Consider the following 19,732-nt stretch of genomic DNA (forward strand, 5'->3'; position numbering starts at 1 on the left):
GTGGGAATCACCGGTATCCGAATATTCGCCGACGCCTGTGCGATCACTCGAATGACGATCGCCATGACACTGGCCACAGCATCCAGCGCGGGCTTCCCATCGGTGGCTGGTGCGACCGTGCCCTACGCGGCACCGACCGACCATTACGTCACCGGCGACATCGTCGAGTGCTGCGTGAACTTCGCGGCGGGTTGGGTGGAGCACAACGACGCACACTCGACCACGTCACCGCCTACGTGCACCACTCGCAGTGCCACCCGATCACCCCGACGATCCAGCGCCGGCTGCCGAGATCTAGCGCACCGCAACGAGTTCGAGCGGCGTTTGCAACAGCGCGTCGATGGCCTCGTCCCAGGTGTACGTCGCGGTGATGACCAGCGACGGGTCGAAACGGCCGGTGGCGACGAGATCGAGGACGGCAGCCCCGCCGCTTCGCTCAACGCCTTCAATCCGAACCCGTCTACCCGCACCGGGCGAGCAACTCCGCCGCCGCGGAATCGATCCACCGCCTCGATTCCGAAACCATGCCGCCAATTCTGCTCCACCGACGCCGGCCAACAGCTCGAGATAGTCGGCTGCCGTCCGCCACGGTGAGGGCACCCGTATTCCTCTAGGCTTCGTCTGGTGGCGGTACTCGACAGCGCGCGGCGCAGCACAAAGGCACTCGGACGCCGGGTACTCGGGCTCGACGCGCCTGCCGCCGATCACACTGTCGCGGTTCTGCATCGCGACGAATCAGAGGTCCCGGAGCTCGACCGCCGGGAGATGGCGCAGCTCGATCGGATCCGCCTGCTGGGCGCGACCGGGACGGTGCTGATGGTGATCAGCGCGCTCGGCGTCGGAGCCCAGCCGGTGCTGCAGAATCCCACCTCGGGCATCCGCATCATCGCAATCTTCGGGCGCGCGCACACCGGGTCGCTGGCGGTGTGCATGGTCGGCACCACGATGGTGGTGCTCGCGTGGCTGCTGCTCGGCCGTTTCGCGGTCGGCGGTCTGGGTGGCTCGCCCCTGCACCGGCTGACCCGCTCGCAGCTCGACCGCACGCTGCTGCTGTGGATCCTGCCGCTGTGTATCGCGCCGCCGCTGTTCAGCAACGACGTGTATTCCTATCTGGCACAGAGCGAGATCGCCGCGCGCGGCATCGACCCCTATGAGATGGGGCCGGCCCAGGCACTCGGAAACGACAATGTGCTGACCAGAAATGTCCCGAACATCTGGCGCGAGACGCCGGCACCGTACGGCCCGCTGTTCCTGTGGATGGGACGCGGCATCGCCGCGCTGACCGGCGACAACATCATCATGGGCGTCTGGATGCACCGAATCCTCGCGCTGGCCGGCGTCGCGCTGATCGTCTGGGCGCTGCCGCGGCTGTCGGCGCGCTGCGGGGTGGCGCCGGTGAGCGCGCTGTGGCTCGGCGCGGCCAACCCGCTGGTGCTGTTCCATCTCGTCGGCGGCGTGCACAACGATGCGCTGATGCTCGGGCTGATGCTCGCAGGCCTGGAGCTCTGCCTGCGCGCGATCGACATCGAACCGTTCGACGGACGGGCCTACGCGCTGTTGATCGGCGGGGCGGTGGTCATCACCTTGTCCTCGTCGATCAAGATCACCTCGATTGTCACCATGGGATTCGTCTGGGTCGCACTGGCCCGTAAATGGGGCGGCGGTATGCGCTCGCTCGTCATCTCCGCCGCGCTACTCGGCGCAATCGCGCTCAGCACCACAGCTTTGATCAGTTCACTGAGCGGCCTCGGGTTCGGCTGGATCTATACGCTCAATACCGCGAACGCGGTGCGCAGCTGGATGTCGCTGCCCACCGCGGTCGGCATCGTCACCGGATTCGGCGGCGTGCTGCTCGGCCTCGGCGACCACACCACAGCGATGCTGAGCATCACCCGGCCGATCGCGGCAGCGGTCGCGGCGTTTGTGACGGTGCGCATGCTGGTCGCCACCGGAACCGGGCGACTGCATCCGGTCGGAGCGCTCGGCGTCTCGCTCGGCGCCATCGTGCTGCTGTTCCCGGTGGTGCAGCCCTGGTATCTGCTGTGGGCGATCGTGCCGTTGGCAGCATGGGCGACCCGGCCGATATTCCGCGTGCCCGCCATCCTGTTCTCGGCGATCGTCAGCGTGCTGCAGATGCCACGCGGCGGGGAGTTCGAGGTCTTCCAGATCGTCGGCTCGGCGATCGTCACCGTGATCGTGTGCCTGCTGTTCATCGTGATCACCCGCAATGCGCTACCGTGGCGTGGCCAGTCGGGGGTGTCGGCTCCGTCACAGCAGCCGACGTCCTACGGTGTCTCATCGTGACCGCAGCCTCCGGACCCGCCGTGCGCATCGACGGCGTCGTCAAGCGTTACGGCGAGACCACCGCGGTCGACGGGATCAGCTTCGATGTCGAGCAGGCACAAGTGCTCGCGCTGCTCGGACCGAACGGCGCAGGCAAGACCACCACCGTCGAAATGTGCGAAGGCTTCGTGACGCCCGACGCCGGGTCGGTGCGAGTGCTCGGCCTGGATCCGATCGCCGACTCCGATCGTCTTCGGCCGCGCATCGGCGTGATGCTGCAGGGCGGCGGCGCCTACCCTGGCGCGCGGGCGGGCGAAATGCTCGACCTGGTCGCGGCCTATTCCGCCGACCCGATCGACCCCGATTGGCTACTGAAAACCCTCGGCCTGCAAGACAACCGGCGCACCCCGTACCGCCGTCTTTCCGGCGGGCAGCAACAACGGCTCGCGCTGGCGTGTGCGCTGGTCGGCAAGCCGGAGATCGTGTTCCTCGACGAACCGACCGCAGGCCTGGACGCCCAGGCCAGGCTGATCGTGTGGGAGCTGATCGACGCGCTGCGCCGCGACGGGGTCACCGTCCTGCTCACCACGCACCTGATGGACGAGGCCGAACAGCTCGCCGACCAACTGGTGATCATCGACCACGGCAGCATCGTCGCCGCCGGTACGCCCGCCGAGGTGACCGCGCACGGCGCCGCCGGACAGCTACGCTTCTCCGCCCCACCGAAACTCGATCTCGAACTGTTGAAAACGGCACTGCCGGAAGGTTTCTCGCCGCGCGAGACGACGCCGGGCTGCTACTTGGTCGAGGGCGAGATCAATCCACAGGTGCTGGCGACGGTGACCGCGTGGTGTGCCAGGGTCAACGTGCTCGCCACCGACATCCGGATCGACCAGCGCCGCCTCGAAGACGTCTTCCTGGAACTCACCGGACGGGACCTACGCGGATGAACCAGCCCGATCTCGTCGGAAACCGGTTCGCACCCGGCACCTTCACCCCCGACTCGCGCCCCAACGGCTGGGCCTCCATGATGCGTGCGCAGACCAGACTCGAGCTGATCCTGTTGTTGCGCAATGGCGAACAACTGCTGCTGACCATGTTCATCCCGATCACGCTGCTGGTCGGGCTGTCTCTGCTGCCCTTCGGCGATCTGGGCGAGGACCGGGTGAACAAGCTCGTGCCCGCGGTCATGATGGTGGCTGTGATGTCCACCGCGTTCACCGGGCAGGCCATCGCGGTCGGCTTCGATCGTCGCTATGGCGCGCTCAAACGTCTCGGCGCGACCGCGCTGCCCCGCTGGGGCATTGTCGGCGGCAAGTGCGCGGCGGTGCTGATCGTGGTGGTATTGCAGGCCATCCTGCTCGGCGTCATCGGCTTCGCGCTCGGTTGGCGGCCCGATCTCGCCGGACTCGCGCTCGGCGCGCTGGTGATCGCACTGGGCACCGCGACTTTCGCGGCGATGGGGCTGCTGCTCGGCGGCACCCTCAAGGCGGAAATCGTGCTCGCGCTCGCCAATATCCTGTGGTTCGTGATGCTCGGTGTCGCCAGCATCGTCTTCGCCTCCGACGACCTGCCGACCGCGGTGAACGTGCTGGCCAGGCTTGTCCCCTCGGGTGCGCTCGCGGTCACTCTCGAAGACGCTATGCGCAGCACTGTCGACTGGTTCGGCATCGCGGTCCTCGCCGCGTGGGGCGCGGTGTCCGCGCTCCTGGCAACCCGTTTCTTCCGCTTCGACTGAGTTGCACAACGACACCACGTAGTAGACCGGGTGAGTCGTCCCAACCGGCAGCCGCTACCATCGTTCGCGTGCTGTATCGCGCATTTTTGCGTCTCGTCGACAAGCTTCCGCTCCCCTCACTGAAGGTGCAGCGTTGGATCGCGGCCGCCGTCATCCTGTCGCAAGCAGGCATTGCGGTCACCGGCGCGATCGTGCGTGTCACCGCTTCCGGTCTCGGCTGCCCGACCTGGCCGCAATGCTTTCCCGGCAGCTTCACCCCGATCGGCGTCTCCGAGGTCCCGGTCCTGCATCAGACCGTCGAGTTCAGCAACCGCCTGCTGTCGTTCGCGGTGACCCTGTGCGCCGCACTCATCGTGCTGGCCGTCACGCGCGCCCGCCGCCGCCGCGAGGTGCTGGTCTACGCGTGGTTGATGCCGGGCGGCACCGTCCTGCAGGCGATCATCGGCGGCATGACCGTCCGCACCGGCCTGCTGTGGTGGACCGTCTCTGTGCACCTGCTCGCGTCGATGCTCATGGTCTGGGTTTCGGTGGTGATGTTCGCGAAGGTCAGTGCACCCGACGACGGCATCGAAGTGATCCAGGCCCCCACCCCACTGCGCTGGCTCACCGCACTCAGCGGCGTCGCCCTCTCCGCCGTGCTCATCGCGGGAACTCTGGTAACCGGCGCCGGTCCGCACGCGGGCGACAAGAGCATCGAGCGCCAGGTCGAGCGCCTGCAGGTCGAGATCGTCACCCTGGTGCACCTGCATTCGCAACTGCTTGTCGGTTACCTGGCTCTGCTGATCGGCTTGGCCTTCGGGCTGTTCGCTGTCGGCATCACTCCCGCCGTCCGCTCGCGGCTGTTCGTACTGCTCGGCCTGGTCGGCGCGCAGTCGCTGATCGGCATCGTCCAGTACTTCACCGACGTGCCCGCAGCCCTCGTCGCGATCCACGTCGGTGGCGCCGCCGCCTGCACCGCCGCCACCGCCGCCCTCTGGGCGTCGCTGCGCACCCGCGAACGCGTCTCGGCGTCGCTACCCGACGCTGCCGTTCGGTCTGCGTAAGCCGGGTGCCGCTGGTGGACACCTCGGTGTCGATTTTGAAACCGGTTGCCTGTCACCGCTTTTCGAGGGTCAGAAATGAGCTTCGCGACGCGCGGGTGGTCGCGGCGCGCATATCGACCGTGCAGCCGGACACGGAGCGCAGACCGACTACATGGACGCTGTCGACACCGCGCAACGCGCGGCAGCCCAGATATTGAACGTCGATTTCTTCGATACAGGCGCGGTGACCAGGGGGAACGGCACGTGCTCGGCGGATCCGTTGGTCAACGAATTCCTCAGCCCGCACGGGGAGTGTTTCGGATTGACTTGGCATCCAACCGAATACGGAGACACGGTCGTCTCGACCGCGCTGCAGCAGTGGATAGTCAACCAGCCGTAGGAAGTCCAGTGGTGCGGTGATGCACCCGCCCCGGCACCAGCCCAATCGATCGTGACGTCCACCGAATCCGTTGCGCTGGTGCCCCGGCGCAGCCTACGCGGCTCCACCAGCCGGCCCGCGCGACCTCGACTGATCCGGGCTTCATCATCTACCGGTCGTACCGACTCGGGCGCTTACTCCACGAGGTGTGGGCGTCGACCGCTGAGCCATCAGCATTTCGATGTCTCGTATCAATGATCCTATTGGTGCTCCGATGAATCGCTACCTACCGTTGTGCTGGCGACGAGCTGACGATCCGGACACGAAATGTCAGCACGTCGACAAATCCACGATCAGGAGGCAAATGATGTCGAAGATCCTTTTCGTCATGACCGGCGTCGACTACTGGACTCTTGCCGACGGCACCAGACATCCGACCGGCTATTGGGCCGAAGAGGTGGTCGCACCATACACAGCGTTCAAGGCCGCGGGTCACGAGATTGTGGTCGCCACCCCGGGCGGTGTGGCACCGACGGTCGACAAGGGCAGCCTGGCGCCCGAGGTGAACGGTGGTCAGGAGGGTGCAGCCGCGATTGCGGCAGTGCTCGACGCGGCGACCGAGCTGCGGCAGCCGATCCGGCTGGCGGACGTGGACCTCGCCGACTACGACGCCGTCTATTACCCCGGCGGACACGGCCCGATGGAAGACCTGGCCGTGAACGCCGAATCGGGCGCGCTGCTCAACGCGACGCTGGCCTCGGGCAAGCCGCTCGGCGTTGTCTGCCACGCTCCAGCCGCCCTGCTCGCCACCGCCGCCGACGGCAACACGCCGTTCGCGGGCTATCGGGTCACCGGTTTCACCAATGCCGAAGAGACCCAGGCCGGCTTCGCCGACAAGGCCAAGTGGCTGCTGCAGGATCAGCTCGTCGACCTGGGTGTCGACTTCCGCGAGGGCGAGCCGTGGGCTGCGCACATCGAGGTCGATCGCACCCTCTACACCGGCCAGAACCCCGCATCGTCGGCGCCGCTGGCGGCGGAGCTGGTCAAAGCACTGGGCTGAATACGATGGCCGCCGACCGGACCGACGAGGTGCTCGACGCCACGGCGCGCTGCCTTGCGCGCTACGGCGTGCGACGCACCACGATGGACGACATTGCCGGTGAGATGGGTGTGTCGCGGTCGGCGGTCTATCAATACGTGCACAACAAAGAGGACGCGGTCCGCCGCCTGAGTGCGCGCCTGCATGACCGAGCACTGCGGCGGGCACGGCAGGCCGCGGCCGGGCACGCTCCCGTCGCCGATAGGGTGCACGAAATCCTTACGGCCAAGCTCGATCTCGCCACCGGACCATTTGCCGACTCGCCACACGCCGCCGAATTGCTCGATGAGCACACACGATTGAGCGGCGACATCTGCCGTGGCTTCACCACCGAGCTGCTCACATTGCTCACAGCAGTGTTCGCAGAGTCGGCCGCGCCGAGACCCGACGACGCGGCGCAGATCTGCCTGGCCGTGCTCGTCGGACTGATCGCCGCGGACCGCACCGAACTGTTGCGCCCCGCCGTCGACGCCGCGGTTTCGGGGCTCGGTGTACCGGCCGGTGGCGAGCTCGCCGCGACCACTCCGGTCCGATCGCGGGTACGTGGCTAGCGAGCCGGTGCGCCTGTGTGCTGGAGCCGATTCACTATCCAGCCCTTTATTTTCCGTGGCGATGCCTTCCCCACAGTCGCGGACGAGGCGTGGCTGCCGCAGGCACCGCTCGGGCATATCCGGGGCGGTCGAAGTGTTGCTCGCAATGGTGAAATGCGCCATCCGCGCCTCCCCACCTCACCACGTGCGCGCGACATTCGATGAATCAACGACTTGATCAGGGAGTTACCCTATGACCGCACAGACAAAGTCTCGCCCGGCCGACGCCTCGGGCACCTTCGCGCTCGGCGGCGACCTGCCGATCAATCGCCTCGGATACGGCGCCATGCAGATCACCGGTCCCGGCGTCTGGGGCGACCCCGACGACCCGGCCGAAGCCGTTCGCGTCCTGCGCCGCGCGGTCGAGCTCGGTGTCAACTTCATCGACACCGCGGACTCCTATGGACCGTTCGTCAGCGAGAGCCTCATCCGGCTCGCCCTGCATCCCTACGCCGATGACCTGGTGATCGCCACCAAGGGCGGTCTGACGCGGTCGGGCCCTGGCGACTGGCGGCCGGTCGGCAGGCCCGAATACCTGCGCCAGCAACTGCATTTGAGCCTGCGCCACCTCGGGCTCGAACAGATCGATCTCTACCAGCTGCACCGTATCGATCCGGCCGTCCCGCTCGCCGATCAGCTCGGGGCGCTCGTCGAACTGCAGCAAGAAGGCAAGATCCGCCACATCGGGGTCTCGGAAGTGACCGTCGAACAGCTGAAGCAAGCTCGGGAGATCGCCGACATCGTCTCGGTGCAGAACCTCTACAACCTCGCCAATCGCAAGGCCGAAGACGTGCTGGACTACGCGACGGCCGAAAACATCGCCTTCATTCCCTGGTTCCCCATCGCAACCGGCGAGCTCGCCCGGCCCGGCGGTCCGCTCGACACCTTCGCCGACGACCACGGCGCGAGCCCGTCCCAGCTGGCGCTGGCCTGGTTGCTGCGCCGCTCCCCTGTCGTGCTGCCGATCCCCGGCACCTCCAGTGTCGGGCACGTCGAGGAGAACACCTCGGCCGCGACGATCACGCTCTCCGACGAAGAGTTCGTGGCTCTCACCGACGCAGTCTGACCGACGTTCGCCGGGGCGGCGGCGACCTGACGCCGCCCCGGCGAATGGCCGCCCGCCTACTGCGCGCAGTGCGACCTGCGGTCTACTACCTGGGATCAAATCCGCAGCCACCGGGAGCACGCATGGAAATCGGGTTCAGCACGTTCCTGACCGACGAGGGCATCAGCCCGGCCGAGTTCGGCACGAGCGTCGAAGGACGTGGTTTCGCGGCACTGTTCCTGGCCGAGCACACCCACATTCCGGTCGCGCGGCACACGCCCTACGGCTCCGGCGAACTGCCGCGCGCATACTTCCGTTCGCTGGACCCCTTCGTTGCACTGTCTGCCATCGCGGCAGTCACCGAACGAGTGCGAATCGGGACTGCGATTGCTCTTGTTGCCCAACGTGATCCGATCATCCTGGCCAAAGAGGCGGCCACCCTCGACCGGATCAGCGGCGGCCGATTCGAGCTCGGAGTCGGCGCCGGGTGGAATCTCGAGGAGATCCGCAACCACGGCACCCGTCCGGGTTCACGGACCCGGCTGCTGCGCGAGCGGGTCCTGGCCATCAAGGAACTCTGGACGCGGGAGCAGGCGGAATTCCATGGAGAATTCGTCGATTTCGATCCGGTGTTCCAGTGGCCCAAACCATTACAGCGCCCGCATCCGCCCGTCCTCATCGGCGGCATGGGCCCCACCGTGCTCCAGCGCGTGGTCGACTACGCCGACGGCTGGATGCCGTTCGTGTCCTCGATCGGTGCCATCGATAGGCTCGCGCACCGCATCGCCGAGCTCGATAACCTCACCGCGCACCTGGGTCGCGCACCGAGAATGGTTTCCGTGGTCGTGACCACCGATGTGTCCGCGGACGACGCCGCGCTCGTCGTGGACCGACTGGCCGAACTCGGTGTGCACCGCGTGATCTTCAACCTCGACGCGCTGCCCACCGCGCAAACCCACGCGCTGCTTGACACCTACGCTGCTTCCTGCGCGGATCATCTGCGTCCTGCCGAGTAGCCCTCCGCGAGGTGAGCGCGACTCACGCATCTGCCGGTCGCGCACCACAATCCGCAGTTAGTGTGGACAGCATGCCGGTCACTGTCCTCGTGCCAGATGAGTATGGAGTCGGGATGCTCTCGGAGGTAACCGGCATCCGCCCACTGCGCTTCGAGCCGGGCAGGCCGCTCCCCGCAGGCGCCGAGCTGGCCGAAGTCCTGGTCCCGGCATTCCTCACCCGGCCGGATTCGATCGATCTCGCCGGTCTGCCGAAACTGCGGCTGGTGCAGATGCTTACCGCAGGCGCCGACGGCTGGATCGGGCAACTGCCCGACGGTGTGCTGCTGTCGAATGCGCGCGGCGCGCATGGGGCCAGCGTTGCGGAATGGGTGCTCGGGGCGTTGCTGACGATCATCGCGAATTCGGCGGATTCGCCGACACCAAGCGTGCGTGCCGATGGAATCACCATCAGACGGATACGTTGGCAGGCAAACGAGTTCTCGGTATCGGGGCGGGTGATCTCGGCATCGAACTGCGACGCAAACTGGAAGCGTTCGACGCGACGCTCACTCTGGTCGGGGTCAAGGCCCGCGAAGGTGTGCACGGTGTCGATGAATTGCCGGAATTGCTGGGAGGTTCCGACGTCGTCGTGCTGATGGTTCCGGTGACCGGCAAGACCATCGGACTGATCGACGCGAAGTTTCTCACTCGAATGGCCGATGACGCGATTCTCGTCAATGTGGCGCGCGGACCGGTCGTAGACACCGAAGCACTACTGTCCGAGCTCATCTCGGGCCGGCTCCGAGCTGCCCTCGATGTCACCGATCCCGAACCACTGCCGTCCGACCATCCACTGTGGACCGCACTCGGCATCCTGCTGACACCCCACGTCGCAGGCAACAGCCGCGGCAGCACCGAACGCGCCTATGCCGTCGCCACCTGGGAGATCGCACGATTCGCGGCCGGGCAGCAGCCGAAAAATCTTGTCCACGGCGAGTATTGACCGAATAACCCGAAGTTTCGCCGGCATCGACGGCCAACCGCCGATGACGGCAAATCAGTCGGCGAAATCATCGGCGCAGACGACGCTCACTCGGCCGTATGGGAAACGTAAAGACCTGCTGTGGGAAGCGTTTTCGGTGTCAGCGAGGTCTAACGTGAAGAAGTCGAACCGCGGTGGGGTCGGAGGTGTTGGTGGCGACGGACGTGATCGGCAAGATCGCACGCGTGACAGCGGCGATCAGGCCGGACCATCTCGGCGAGGTAGTGATCGAGGTGCGGGCGGGGACCGAGCGATTCCTGGCGCGCTCTGCTGACGGGGAGACAACCATTCCGAAGCACACGCAGGTTCTTGTTGTCGGGAGCCTGGGCGGGCGAACGGTAGAAGTCACTCCCTGGAAATGAAGGTGCAGAATGGACATCCTCGTTGTGGTCGTCATCGGGATCGCTGTTGTGGTGCTGTTGTTGTCGGCCGGATTGTTCCGGCTCGCCTGGCGAGTCGCCGAACCCGATGAGGCGCTGATCATTTCCGGATTCCGGGCCGGTGAGGGGCAGGCCTTCGGCGAAAGCATGGGATTTCGAATCGTCACCGGACGCGGTTCGCTCGTCGCACCAGGATTGACCAAGGTACGCCGAATCTCGTTGGAGGCACATGAAAGCCAGATCACGGTGCCGTGCGTCAGTCAGCAGAAGATCAGCCTGGAGCTCGCCGGCGTGGTGGTGTACAAGGTCGGTGACGACTATCGATCCATCGCGAACGCGGCACGCCGGTTCCTGGATCGCCCTGCGGAGGAACTCGAGACCAAGGTGCAGAACGTCTTCGTCGGCCACCTGCGCGCGATCGCGGGCTCGATGACCGTCGAAGACATGATCAGTGATCAAGACAAGTTCTCCGAACAAGTACGCGACCGCTGCTCTCAGGAGATGGAATCCTTCGGTCTCGTCATCGACAGCTTCCAGATCCAGTCCATTGCCAGCGGCTCGAATTACATCGCCAATCTCGCGGTTCCGCATCAGGCGGCGGTAGAGCAACACGCGCGCATTGCCAGGGCCAACGCCGAACGCGAGGCGATCGAGCAGGAGCAGGCCGCCCAAGCGAAAATCGCGCTCGCGGTGCGCGACACCCAGATCAAGAAAGCCGGGTATCAGGCGGAAGTCGACAGCGCCAGCCAAGAGGCCGCCCAGCAGGGACCGCTCGCCCAGGCCACCGCACGGCAGGCCGTCGTGGAGGTCGCGACACGAGTCGCACAGCTCGAAGCGCAGCAGAAGGAACAGCAGCTCCAGGTCGAAATCCGAAAGCCCGCCGACGCCGAAGCCTATAAGCAGACAACGCTCTCCCAGGCCACCCGCGACGCGCGAATTCTGCAAGCGGAAGCCGATGCCCAGGAGACTCGGCTGCGCGCGGAAGCCGCTGCGGCGCAGACGAAGATGCAAGCTATGGCCGAAGCGGAATCGATCAAGGTGCGTGCGGCAGCACAAGCCGAGGCGACCCGGCTCACGGGCCAAGCCGAAGCCGACGCTATCAAAGCCCGTGGCCTGGCCGAGGCGGACGCGGTGCGCGCCCACATGGCCGCGGAAGCGGCAGGCATCCAGCAGCGGGCCGAGGCGATGAGTCAGAATCAGGAAGCCGTCATCGCCCAGCAGATCGCCGAAAAACTCCCCCAGATCGTCGCCGCCGCAGCGGCGCCCTTCGAGCACGTCGACAACTTCACGGTATTGAACGGTGCGCAAGGGGTGACCTCGGCATTAGCGGAGATCATCCAGCAAGCCGGAGCTCTCACGTCCATCGCACGCGAATCATTGCTTCCCGCAATGAATCTCAACGGGGTATCCGTCAAGGAAAACGGACAGGTGGATATAGACCTGCCGAAGTAAGCATCCATGAATCGGCCCCTGTGCGTCGCCAGGACGCGTGGGACATCGGTCCGCTATCGCGTGTCCCTGATTCCCTGGACTATTTGGCTTGATTCGCTGAATTGCTTCGCCGGTCTTGGACACGGCACTGAACAGCGCGTACATGGCGTCGACACTCATCAAGCAGCGCGTCGGGGGGTGCCCCCAGATTCAGTGACGCACCTTCCCTGGTCTGTCGGTGACGTCGTCCCCGCCGATAGCCTCGCTGGCGCGGCTACCCTCGCCGCGCGAAAGGAAGCATAGATGCGTAACCACGTTCGTGCCGGAATGCTCGCCGGCGCAATCCTGCTGGCCCCCTTGGCTGCCGCCGTACCTGCGTCGGCCATCCCGCTGCAGCCGGCCGAACCGGTCGAGCAGTCGGGTCCGATCGCCAGCCCTGGCTGCCCCGGCGGCGCCCCGCAATGGGACTGCCTGCTCGAATCGCTGTCAGCGAGCGGTTCCGGAAAGTAGGTTTCGAGGTCCGTCCTCCCGGACATGGAATCCGGGAGGGACGGATACGCCGGACGCACCGACCGTAGGGTTATTTCTTCCTGGCGCGGTAGGCCGCGACGGCGTTTCGGTTTCCGCACGCGGTGCTGCAGTAGCGGCGAGATCTGTTGCGGGACAGGTCGAGAACGAGGCCCGCGCACGCACTGTCGGCACAGAGGGACAGTCGGCTCAGCTCGTCGGAGCGAATCAGATCGATCATCGCCATCGCGGTCTCGACGGAGATCCGGACGGGCATCGGAGCTTCCGCGGGCACCGCGTGAATGTGGTAGTCGATGTCACCGTGCCGGACGAGTTGCGGTACCGCTCGATGCTTCGCCAAAGTCTCGTTCACCAGCTGGACTGCCGTATCGCGGTCGCTGGTGAGCATCCGGCGTAGCGGCGCTCGCAGTGCGCGCACCGCTCCCAGCTCCGCAGCGTCGCCGGTGTGCACGCCGGTATAGACATGTTTGACGAAAAACTCATCGAGCTGGGCGATCTCAGTCAATGTGTCCGGCTCCTCCGCCGAGTTCACCAACTCCACCGCGGCAAGCAGCGCCGCTTCGGTGTCATGAGCAAATGTCATGTTGACATATTACCAATGCGATTCTAGCGTCATTACTCATGGCTACGATGACTCATGACAGTGCCGTGCAGCGGCGACTGCGCTCCGGACTGATCTACGCGGTGCTGTCGGCATCGTCGTTCGGGCTTTCCGGGCCACTGGCACGCGGCTTGATGAACGCGGGCTGGAGTTCGGCGTCCGTGGTGGCCGTCCGGGTGCTCGTGGCCGCTGCCGTGCTCGTGCCGATCGCCGCGGTGCAGCTGCGCGGCGACTGGCAGCTGTTGCGCCGCAACGCCGCCCTGATCACCGCCTATGGAATGCTCGCCGTTGCCGGCACCCAACTGGCGTATTTCAACGCGGTCGCCCATATGGAAGTCGGGGTGGCACTGCTCATCGAATACACCGCTCCGATCGCCGTGGTGAGCTGGCTGTGGTTGCGCCATCGCCAACGCCCCGGCGCGGCGACGGTCGCGGGCGCCGCGCTCGGGACCGCCGGTCTCGTCCTGGTCATCGACCTGCGCTCCGGCCTCACCACCGACTGGGTCGGCATCGCGTGGGCCCTCGCCGCCATGATCGGGGCCGCGGCCTACTTCATTCTCTCCGCCCACGGCGACGGCACGCTTCCAGGCACCGTCCTCGCCGCGGGTGGACTCCTCATCGGCGGAGTCGGCCTGCTGGCTGCGGGCGCGATCGGCATCGTCCCCCTGCACGCAACCACGAATCCCGTTGTCTTCCAAGACTTCACCATCCCGTGGTGGCCCCCGGTCCTGGCCCTGGGCGTGGTGACCGCCGCCCTCGCCTACGTCTCCGGCATCGCCGCCACCCGCCTCCTCGGCTCCCGACTGGCGTCCTTCGTCGCTCTCTTCGAAGTCCTCGCCGCCCTCACCTTCGCCTGGGCCCTCCTCGGCGAGGCCCCCCGCCCGATCCAACTCCTCGGCGGCGCACTCATCCTCACCGGCGTCGTGGTCGTCCGCCGGGGCGAGCCCACCGGCCCCTCCGACTCCTGACAGCCGGCGGGCCTCGACGCCCGCCGCAGGTCAGCGTGGCGCGGCGACCTGGACCTGCCGGCGACGGCATCGCCGGAATCCTCGAGGACCAAAGATTAAGGCGGATAATGCGCTGTCATCGGTGGGCGTCGGGGCCGAGCAGGCTGGCGAGATTGCGCATGGCCTGGAGTGAGGGCTGTAGTAGCGACGCAGGTTCTCGGGTTCGAGGTGGCGGGACTCTGCCATTCGGTCAGGCTCGCGCCGGTCTCGCCGAGGTGTGTGAGGCCCGAGTGCCGGAGTTCGTGTAGATCCCATCCGGTGCCGGGACGGCGCGTTCGACCTCGACCAAGCCAGCACCGCGGCAGCGACGAATTCTTGGAGCAGGCCACTGGTGGGAAACTGTTCTCGAGTTCTGTCAGGGGTCGTGCCTACCCTGTCGTCATGGTGAGTGTGAAGGTCGTCGACGAAACGTCATCCGGGGGTCGCGACGACGGCTGGATGTTCGAGGTGACCGAGGAGCGGCTGCCACTGCGGGAGATCATCCGGCGGCGGATATTCCAGGAGGTCGCCGAGCACAACGCCGCCGCGGCAGGCGCTGTCTTTCGTGGTCTGGTACGGCCGGCAGATGCCGAGGTGGTGCGCGGCGGGTTCCGCACGACTGGTCGTGTCGATCCGGAACGTCAGTGCGAGGCGGCGTTGCAGGCTTTCGGGCGCAACGGTTTCGTGGTCCTGGTCGGCGATCGACAGATCGAGGAGTTGGACGAGGTGGTCGCGCTGCCACTGGGTGTGGAAATCACATTCCTGAAGCTCGTCGCATTGGTGGGTGGCTGAATGTCGAGGTCCGAGTACGAGACCGCGGCGCGGGCCGCCATCGCCGCGGACGATATGGACGCCTTCTTCGACGCATATCTGCAGGCGTATCAAACGGAGACCGACAAGTACGTGTGGGGTGCGGTATCGGATATGGCACGCGTCTTGCCGGACGAGACCTCCGAGCGGTTGGCTCGCGTCTGCGCCGCCGCGGCCCCGGCCGCTTCCGAGCACATCCGACACGGGATCAAGTATCTGCAGGGGAGCATCGTCCCTTCCAAATACAAGACAGCGGTCCTCGATGCCATCGCAGCGGACGACATGGACGGGTTGTGCACCGCGCTGGTGCGAGCACACCAGATCGTCGAGTCCTCCCATTTGGCGGCCGACAATGTCGTCTTATGGCATGCCCTGTTCGCCAAGGTGCGTGAACTGCCGACCGAGACGGTCGAACGGCTTGCTCGCGCTTGCGCGGTTGCGTTCCCTACCGCTTCGGAGCGCGAGCAGCACTCTCTGCTGCTCTTGGCGTCGACCATCGCCCCCACCTTGCCGATCCTGGTCGAAGAACGGCGAGCAGTGCTGGAAACCCTGTCGAACCACCACGGCAGGTTAAGCCTTTTCGCGATCGACTCGTCTCTGGCCCTGGCGGAACTGGCGTCAGGACGTATCTTGAGCCCTGAGGTCGTCGCGGTGTACCGCCGCGGAGCCTGCGAGAGGTACCTGGACTCTCGTGTTGCAGAGGTCGCCCGGCAATGTCCCGAACCAGTGGTCAATGTGGGTGAGCAATGGGCGGACCGGGCACTGGAGTTGGCGTGCTCGTCTCCGGGTTGGCACGACCTCCTGGCCTTCGCCATAACCGCCACGATGGGAAGACCGAACGCCAAGTGGGAAAAGACCGGTCGAGCGCTGCTGGCGAAGGTGGATTCCTTCGACGAGAAGGTGCTGTCGTTGTTGGAACTGGTGGGCCGACCCAGGACGTTACCGCTGCGGCATCGTCTCGCCGAAGATCCCGGCCTCAACGACGAGTACGACCCGTTCAACGCGAACGCGGTGCGCGGTCTGCTGTGGCTGCTGACGTATCGGCCCCCGCAGCCGACGACTGCCCGCATCCTGGGCGGCCTGGTGGAAACGTCGCTGCGCAAAATCAAGGGTCTGGGACCACGTAACCCGAAGATGGCCAACGCCGGTGTTTACGCTCTGAGCCAGGTGAGCGGCGAGGCGGCGCTGGGTGAGCTGGCCCGCCTGGCCGCCACGGTGACTTACAAGGGCACGTTGAAGCTGATCAACGCCGCGCTGGAGACCAAGGCACACGCGCTCGGGCTGACCCGCACTCAGATCGAGGAGATGGCCGTGCCCACCTACGGCCTGACGTCGGTAGGCACGGCCGAATTCGCCTTCGACGCCGCGTCGGCGACGGTGACCGTGGAGGGCACCAAGGCGGTGCTGTGCTGGTTCACGAGCAAACCGGTGAAAAGCGTCCCGGCCTCGGTGAAACGCGACCATGCCGAGGAATTGAAAGAACTCGAGGCGACGGCCAAGGACATCGGCAAGATGCTGACCGCCCAAGTCGAACGGCTGGATCGCCAGTTCCTGGAGCGCCGCACCTGGGATTACCCCTCGTGGCGGGAGTTTTATATCGACCACCCCTTGGTGGGCACGATCGCCCGCCGTTTGTTGTGGACAGTCGACGGGGTCACCTGCGGCTACGCAGCCGGCGCGCTGCGCGACGTGGCGGACAACCCGGTGGGTGGTGACGTCGTGGAGCTGTGGCACCCGCTCGGTCGCTCGACGGAGGAGATCCTCGCATGGCGAGAGTGGTTGGAATGCAAGAATATCCGGCAGCCGTTCAAACAAGCCCATCGCGAGGTCTACCTACTCACCGACGCAGAACGCGACAGCGGCACCTACTCGAACCGCTTCGCGGCGCACATTCTGCGCCAACACCAGTTCCACGCGTTGGCCGCTGTCCGGGGATGGCGCAACAAGCTCTTGCTGGATGCCGACACCTCCGTGCCGCCACCGACCCGTGAACTGCCGCAGTGGGGTGTGCGCGCGGAATACTGGGTGGAGGGCGACCGCGGCGACGTCGACACCACGGAGTCCGGCAGCTACCTGCGCCTGCGCACCGACCAGGTGCGGTTCTACCCGATCGACGCATCACAGAACTTTGCCAACAGCGCTTTCCATGGCGGCTTCCATGGGTCGGCCGAGCCACTGCCACTGTCGGACGTGCCCGGACTGGTCCTGAGCGAAGTACTGCGCGACGTGGACCTGTTCGTCGGTGTGGCCAGCATCGGCAACGATCCGACATGGTACGACGGTGGTCCGAACGGCAGGTTCGCCAACTACTGGACCAACTACAGTTTCGGCGACCTGAACCAGACTGCACAAACCAGACGTGACCTGCTGACCAGGCTGCTGCCCCGACTGGCCATCGGCCACCAATGCACCGTGGAAGACAGATTCCTGCACGTGCGAGGTACTAAGCATGCGTATCGGATCCACCTGGGCTCAGGAAACGTCCTGATCGACCCCCACAACCGCTACCTGTGCATCGTCCCCTCGGCACGAACAACCGAACCGGACTCGTTCCTGCCGTTCGACGGTGACCGGATGCTGTCGGTGATCCTCAGCAAAGCCCTGCTTCTGGCCAACGACACAAAAATCACCGACCCGACCATCCTGAGCCAACTCCCATGACAATGTTTCAGGCGTGACAGCTGGTAGAAGGCGATCTCGGTTCGTACGACGCCGACCTGACGCGCCAAGTACTCCACCAGTCCGGGACCTCGCTGCGACCACGAGGAAACCGGCCACGCTCGGTATAGAACCGAAGCATCAAGCAGCAGGCGGGACCGGAGCCGTACCGTGGTCGCCGCCGATTGCGCGCGGACGTCACTGAGCCGCCGAGGCCGCCCTCTTCCCGGATGGCGAGTACTGGGCTAGCTCCATACGGCCACTACTTTCCGACGCGGGCCGCAACACAGTCATCGATCAGTAAGCGATGAACAGGATCTCGTCGCGCGAGTACTCGTGGCCTGGATGGTTCGCGGCCAGGTGAGCCTTCGTCTTCTCGACGAGATCGTCCTCGTCGGTTCCGACGATGGCTTCTCCGCAGGGGCAGTTCAGGTTTCGCTTCATCAGCTGTCCTTCCTTCTCGATCGAGAGTCTAGGCGTGCGGTCCCACCGCGGCGTTGCGCCACCCCACCGACCCTGGCCCACCGACTCCACCGCCGACAAGCATTGGGCTTGCAGCCTGCCCGTAAGCGGTCGATCGAGGGTGGCCACTACATATGCGGCGGCCTCGGCGATGCGGGCCTGGTTGTATCGGCTCGGTAGGCAATGGTTGCACCGGTGCTGGTAGCGAGTGCGTACACCCCCAGGTGAGCGTCGAACTTCCGCTCCAATTCGACACGGTGATCGTGCTGGTCGTCGGTAGGAGCAACGGAGGTGGCAGCAGCAGGCGCCTGCTCCGTCACACAGCCGACCCAAGGGCAGGAATGCGGCCGCCCCGGGGAGCGTGCGACGGTTGATGGTCGGTTGCGACAAGGTCATAGCCTTCCCTCCACTAGCCGGCTGCGACGTGATCGCGGTCGAACACAGCGATCATCCAGCGATCCCACGAATACCGGAAACGCCCGTCGACCGCACCGCCGATCGAAGAGGAATACTTTCGGTCACACTGGGATCTGTGAAGCGCGTCCTCGCAGTCGCCGTCCTAGCGCTGACTGTTGGGCTGGCCATCGATTACGGGCGCACCGATGCTCACTCCGGAGTCGCGGTAGCGCTCGCGGTAGCCATGGTGGTACTGCTGCTCGATCATCTCGCCCGCATGGGCAGCCGCTGAAGGAACGCATTCGACACGGCCGGTGCGTGCGTACCGGCGAAGGCGAGTGCCGCCTGAATTCCGACACGGTTGATCGGCGAACGCTGGCGTCGGATGTACCCGTTCGAATGTCGATGGGAGGCGCACGCCTCGGCCTTGCCTGAAGCGGGACCGGGATCCCCTGATCAGTGGGCGTTCTGGATCCAGTCCCGGTAATGCGTGGGTGCCAGGCGTGCGTCCGGTCCGGCGGTGAGCACATCGCCGGTGATGGCTGCGAACATGCCGGCCGTGTCGTCGGTGATGACGGTCCGGTTGTCGTGCTGCGCCGCCAGGGTGATCCTGCCGAGTTCGTCGAGGGGGAATACGTCCGGGCCTGCGAAATTCCGGATCCCTCGCAGCGGGGTGCCAGTGGAGACCTCGACGACCGCGTCGACGACGTCAGCGGCGGCCATCGGCTGGAGGCGGGTGGCGGGCAGGCGGACGGCGTCGCTGTCGGAGGTCCAGGACAAGACCGCGTCCATGAACTCGAAGAACTGGGTGGCGCGGACGATGGAGTACGGCGTGGGCCCCTGCCGGAGCAGGTCCTCCTGCAGTGCCTTGGCCCGGTAGTAGTCCAGCTGGGGCACCTGATCCACTCCGACGATCGAGAGGACGACCTGGTGCCGGACACCGGCGCTCTCTCCTGCCGCGAGCAGGTTGTGCATGGAGGTGCGGAAGAAGTCCAGGGACGCCTCGTCGAAGGTCGGCGAGTTCGCCAAGTTGATCACGACGTCGGCGCCCTCCAATGCCTGGTCCAGACCATTTCCCGAGATCAGGTCGACACCGGTGGACGGTGCCGCGGGGACGGCCTCGTGTCTGGCTGCGGTCAGCTTCTGCACCACCTGGGAGCCGATCCGTCCGGTACCACCGATGACTATGAGCTTCATGGTTCTCACCTTTCACGGCATGCCACCCGGGCAAGCCGGGGGTTCATAGAGGTCGATCGCACTGATGTCCGAAGACGTGGTCACTGCGGC

At 65.8% G+C, this 19,732-nt stretch carries 22 protein-coding genes; 17 read left to right on the forward strand and 5 right to left on the reverse strand.

What is annotated here, in order from left to right:
- Positions 1-294 precede the first annotated feature (294 nt).
- Complete coding sequence (locus OHQ90_RS29115) at positions 295-600, reverse strand: hypothetical protein (protein WP_328402870.1); 306 nt, start codon at positions 598-600, stop codon at positions 295-297.
- Between the two features lie 24 nt (positions 601-624).
- Between OHQ90_RS29115 and mptB the strand changes: the two genes are divergently transcribed.
- The 9 genes from mptB (at position 625) to OHQ90_RS29160 (ending at position 9,172) form a co-directional block, all read left to right on the forward strand.
- Entirely contained in the window at positions 625-2,304 is a 1,680-nt protein-coding gene (gene mptB / locus OHQ90_RS29120) for a polyprenol phosphomannose-dependent alpha 1,6 mannosyltransferase MptB (protein ID WP_328402872.1), read from the forward strand.
- A complete protein-coding gene (locus OHQ90_RS29125) occupies positions 2,301-3,233 on the forward strand; it encodes an ABC transporter ATP-binding protein (protein WP_328402874.1) in 933 nt (310 codons plus the stop codon). Before mptB ends, OHQ90_RS29125 begins: the two co-directional genes overlap by 4 nt.
- Positions 3,230-4,021 (forward strand): ABC transporter permease, encoded by a 792-nt coding sequence (locus OHQ90_RS29130; RefSeq protein WP_328402876.1) that lies wholly within the window; start codon positions 3,230-3,232, stop codon positions 4,019-4,021. Before OHQ90_RS29125 ends, OHQ90_RS29130 begins: the two co-directional genes overlap by 4 nt.
- A gap of 68 nt (positions 4,022-4,089) precedes the next feature.
- Positions 4,090-5,064 (forward strand): COX15/CtaA family protein, encoded by a 975-nt coding sequence (locus OHQ90_RS29135; protein ID WP_328402878.1) that lies wholly within the window; start codon positions 4,090-4,092, stop codon positions 5,062-5,064.
- 151 nt (positions 5,065-5,215) lie between these two features.
- The gene (locus OHQ90_RS29140) at positions 5,216-5,443 is read left to right on the forward strand and encodes a hypothetical protein (RefSeq protein ID WP_328402879.1); all 228 of its coding nucleotides are present in this window, start codon (positions 5,216-5,218) and stop codon (positions 5,441-5,443) included.
- Positions 5,444-5,789: 346 nt separating this feature from the next.
- On the forward strand, positions 5,790-6,482 hold the full coding sequence (locus OHQ90_RS29145; RefSeq protein WP_328413164.1) for a type 1 glutamine amidotransferase domain-containing protein: 693 nt from the start codon (positions 5,790-5,792) through the stop codon (positions 6,480-6,482).
- A 5-nt stretch (positions 6,483-6,487) separates the two neighbouring features.
- On the forward strand, positions 6,488-7,072 hold the full coding sequence (locus tag OHQ90_RS29150) for a TetR/AcrR family transcriptional regulator (protein WP_328402881.1): 585 nt from the start codon (positions 6,488-6,490) through the stop codon (positions 7,070-7,072).
- A gap of 232 nt (positions 7,073-7,304) precedes the next feature.
- Complete coding sequence (locus OHQ90_RS29155) at positions 7,305-8,177, forward strand: aldo/keto reductase (protein ID WP_328402883.1); 873 nt, start codon at positions 7,305-7,307, stop codon at positions 8,175-8,177.
- A gap of 122 nt (positions 8,178-8,299) precedes the next feature.
- The gene (locus tag OHQ90_RS29160) at positions 8,300-9,172 is read left to right on the forward strand and encodes an LLM class F420-dependent oxidoreductase (protein WP_328402885.1); all 873 of its coding nucleotides are present in this window, start codon (positions 8,300-8,302) and stop codon (positions 9,170-9,172) included.
- Here the strand turns inward: OHQ90_RS29160 and OHQ90_RS29165 are convergent.
- Positions 9,151-9,519, reverse strand: coding sequence for a hypothetical protein (locus tag OHQ90_RS29165; protein ID WP_328402887.1), 369 nt, complete (start codon positions 9,517-9,519; stop codon positions 9,151-9,153). The two genes, OHQ90_RS29160 and OHQ90_RS29165, sit on opposite strands and share 22 nt — an antisense overlap.
- 17 nt (positions 9,520-9,536) lie before the next feature.
- Here OHQ90_RS29165 and OHQ90_RS29170 point away from each other — a divergent pair, with 17 nt between their 5' ends.
- From OHQ90_RS29170 to OHQ90_RS29185, 4 genes are all read left to right on the forward strand, one after another.
- The gene (locus OHQ90_RS29170; protein WP_328402889.1) at positions 9,537-10,154 is read left to right on the forward strand and encodes an NAD(P)-dependent oxidoreductase; all 618 of its coding nucleotides are present in this window, start codon (positions 9,537-9,539) and stop codon (positions 10,152-10,154) included.
- Between the two features lie 191 nt (positions 10,155-10,345).
- Positions 10,346-10,555 (forward strand): hypothetical protein, encoded by a 210-nt coding sequence (locus OHQ90_RS29175; RefSeq protein WP_328402891.1) that lies wholly within the window; start codon positions 10,346-10,348, stop codon positions 10,553-10,555.
- Between the two features lie 9 nt (positions 10,556-10,564).
- Positions 10,565-12,025 carry an SPFH domain-containing protein gene (locus OHQ90_RS29180; RefSeq protein WP_328402893.1) on the forward strand — a complete coding sequence of 487 codons (1,461 nt, stop codon included), beginning with the start codon at positions 10,565-10,567 and terminating at the stop codon, positions 12,023-12,025.
- A 282-nt stretch (positions 12,026-12,307) separates the two neighbouring features.
- Positions 12,308-12,514 (forward strand): hypothetical protein, encoded by a 207-nt coding sequence (locus OHQ90_RS29185; RefSeq protein WP_328402895.1) that lies wholly within the window; start codon positions 12,308-12,310, stop codon positions 12,512-12,514.
- 70 nt (positions 12,515-12,584) lie between these two features.
- Here the strand turns inward: OHQ90_RS29185 and OHQ90_RS29190 are convergent, their stop codons facing one another.
- The gene (locus OHQ90_RS29190) at positions 12,585-13,115 is read right to left on the reverse strand and encodes a CGNR zinc finger domain-containing protein (RefSeq protein ID WP_328402897.1); all 531 of its coding nucleotides are present in this window, start codon (positions 13,113-13,115) and stop codon (positions 12,585-12,587) included.
- 38 nt (positions 13,116-13,153) lie between these two features.
- Here OHQ90_RS29190 and OHQ90_RS29195 point away from each other — a divergent pair, with 38 nt between their 5' ends.
- The 3 genes from OHQ90_RS29195 to OHQ90_RS29205 all read left to right on the forward strand — a co-directional run bounded on the left by OHQ90_RS29195 (position 13,154) and on the right by OHQ90_RS29205 (position 17,590).
- Positions 13,154-14,101 carry an EamA family transporter gene (locus OHQ90_RS29195; RefSeq protein WP_328402899.1) on the forward strand — a complete coding sequence of 316 codons (948 nt, stop codon included), beginning with the start codon at positions 13,154-13,156 and terminating at the stop codon, positions 14,099-14,101.
- 420 nt (positions 14,102-14,521) lie between these two features.
- On the forward strand, positions 14,522-14,911 hold the full coding sequence (locus OHQ90_RS29200; RefSeq protein ID WP_328402901.1) for a hypothetical protein: 390 nt from the start codon (positions 14,522-14,524) through the stop codon (positions 14,909-14,911).
- Positions 14,912-17,590 carry a DUF4132 domain-containing protein gene (locus OHQ90_RS29205; RefSeq protein WP_328402903.1) on the forward strand — a complete coding sequence of 893 codons (2,679 nt, stop codon included), beginning with the start codon at positions 14,912-14,914 and terminating at the stop codon, positions 17,588-17,590.
- A gap of 294 nt (positions 17,591-17,884) precedes the next feature.
- Here OHQ90_RS29205 and OHQ90_RS29210 read toward each other — a convergent pair whose 3' ends face one another.
- On the reverse strand, positions 17,885-18,031 hold the full coding sequence (locus tag OHQ90_RS29210; RefSeq protein ID WP_328402905.1) for a DUF1059 domain-containing protein: 147 nt from the start codon (positions 18,029-18,031) through the stop codon (positions 17,885-17,887).
- A gap of 550 nt (positions 18,032-18,581) precedes the next feature.
- Here OHQ90_RS29210 and OHQ90_RS29215 point away from each other — a divergent pair.
- Positions 18,582-18,737, forward strand: a complete 156-nt coding sequence (locus OHQ90_RS29215; protein ID WP_328402907.1) for a hypothetical protein — start codon at positions 18,582-18,584, stop codon at positions 18,735-18,737.
- Between the two features lie 164 nt (positions 18,738-18,901).
- On the opposite strand, the gene OHQ90_RS29220 is transcribed toward OHQ90_RS29215, so the two are convergent.
- A complete protein-coding gene (locus tag OHQ90_RS29220) occupies positions 18,902-19,642 on the reverse strand; it encodes an SDR family oxidoreductase (RefSeq protein WP_328402909.1) in 741 nt (246 codons plus the stop codon).
- Positions 19,643-19,732: the final 90 nt, after the last annotated feature.

The organism is Nocardia sp. NBC_00403, from assembly GCF_036046055.1.
GTDB lineage: Bacteria > Actinomycetota > Actinomycetes > Mycobacteriales > Mycobacteriaceae > Nocardia.

Excerpts from the sequence above, each read along its gene's own strand:
- OHQ90_RS29130 (WP_328402876.1), top strand. The coding sequence starts at position 3,230 with ATGAACCAGCCCGATCTCGTCGGAAACCGGTTCGCACCCGGCACCTTC.
- OHQ90_RS29140 (WP_328402879.1), top strand. The coding sequence starts at position 5,216 with ATGGACGCTGTCGACACCGCGCAACGCGCGGCAGCCCAGATATTGAAC.
- OHQ90_RS29145 (WP_328413164.1), top strand. The coding sequence starts at position 5,790 with ATGTCGAAGATCCTTTTCGTCATGACCGGCGTCGACTACTGGACTCTT.
- OHQ90_RS29150 (WP_328402881.1), top strand. The coding sequence starts at position 6,488 with ATGGCCGCCGACCGGACCGACGAGGTGCTCGACGCCACGGCGCGCTGC.
- OHQ90_RS29155 (WP_328402883.1), top strand. The coding sequence starts at position 7,305 with ATGACCGCACAGACAAAGTCTCGCCCGGCCGACGCCTCGGGCACCTTC.
- OHQ90_RS29160 (WP_328402885.1), top strand. The coding sequence starts at position 8,300 with ATGGAAATCGGGTTCAGCACGTTCCTGACCGACGAGGGCATCAGCCCG.
- OHQ90_RS29165 (WP_328402887.1), bottom strand. The coding sequence starts at position 9,519 with ATGCGCGCCGCGCGCATTCGACAGCAGCACACCGTCGGGCAGTTGCCC.
- OHQ90_RS29170 (WP_328402889.1), top strand. The coding sequence starts at position 9,537 with ATGGGTGCTCGGGGCGTTGCTGACGATCATCGCGAATTCGGCGGATTC.
- OHQ90_RS29180 (WP_328402893.1), top strand. The coding sequence starts at position 10,565 with ATGGACATCCTCGTTGTGGTCGTCATCGGGATCGCTGTTGTGGTGCTG.
- OHQ90_RS29185 (WP_328402895.1), top strand. The coding sequence starts at position 12,308 with ATGCGTAACCACGTTCGTGCCGGAATGCTCGCCGGCGCAATCCTGCTG.
- OHQ90_RS29190 (WP_328402897.1), bottom strand. The coding sequence starts at position 13,115 with ATGACATTTGCTCATGACACCGAAGCGGCGCTGCTTGCCGCGGTGGAG.
- OHQ90_RS29195 (WP_328402899.1), top strand. The coding sequence starts at position 13,154 with ATGGCTACGATGACTCATGACAGTGCCGTGCAGCGGCGACTGCGCTCC.
- OHQ90_RS29200 (WP_328402901.1), top strand. The coding sequence starts at position 14,522 with ATGGTGAGTGTGAAGGTCGTCGACGAAACGTCATCCGGGGGTCGCGAC.
- OHQ90_RS29205 (WP_328402903.1), top strand. The coding sequence starts at position 14,912 with ATGTCGAGGTCCGAGTACGAGACCGCGGCGCGGGCCGCCATCGCCGCG.
- OHQ90_RS29210 (WP_328402905.1), bottom strand. The coding sequence starts at position 18,031 with ATGAAGCGAAACCTGAACTGCCCCTGCGGAGAAGCCATCGTCGGAACC.
- OHQ90_RS29220 (WP_328402909.1), bottom strand. The coding sequence starts at position 19,642 with ATGAAGCTCATAGTCATCGGTGGTACCGGACGGATCGGCTCCCAGGTG.